Here is a 481-nt window from a genome sequence, read left to right on the forward strand (position 1 = left end):
GGTCCCCGCGATGTACAGCTCTCCTGCCACGCCCGCAGGCTGGATGGTTCCTCCGCTATCTAATACATACAGACGGGCACCCGGAACGGGTTTTCCGATCGGAAGCCTTGTCCGTCCGCTGTCCCGTTTTCGGTCACAGACGTAAAACGCCGCATCAACCGTCGCTTCTGTCGGTCCATAGCCGTGAATAAGCATCGTCTCCGGCAACAGATCTGCAAACCGGGCAGCCGTAAGCGGGGAAAGAGCTTCGCCTCCGGCAAACACGCGTGTCAGTGTTCTGCCGAGGCGTGTTCTTGTTTCCTCAGGCTCCGTTTCCAGCGCGTCTAAAAAGCTGTTGACCATTGCCGGAATAAAATGCGCGGTCGTCACCTTTTCTGAGGCAAACGCTTCAATCATCCGCACAGGATCTTTCTCCCAGCCGGCCGGAAGCAGATACACGGAGGCGCCTGACATCGTCCACCAAAACAATTGCCAGATGGAA

1 protein-coding gene is annotated in these 481 nt (G+C 57.0%); it reads right to left on the reverse strand.

What is annotated here, in order from left to right; translation table 11 throughout:
* Positions 1-481: AMP-binding protein (locus NQS30_RS21350; RefSeq protein ID WP_350322355.1), on the reverse strand; the 481-nt coding region annotated here is incomplete at both ends.

Source organism: Bacillus sp. B1(2022), from assembly GCF_040259625.1.
Lineage (GTDB): Bacteria > Bacillota > Bacilli > Bacillales > Bacillaceae > Bacillus > Bacillus velezensis.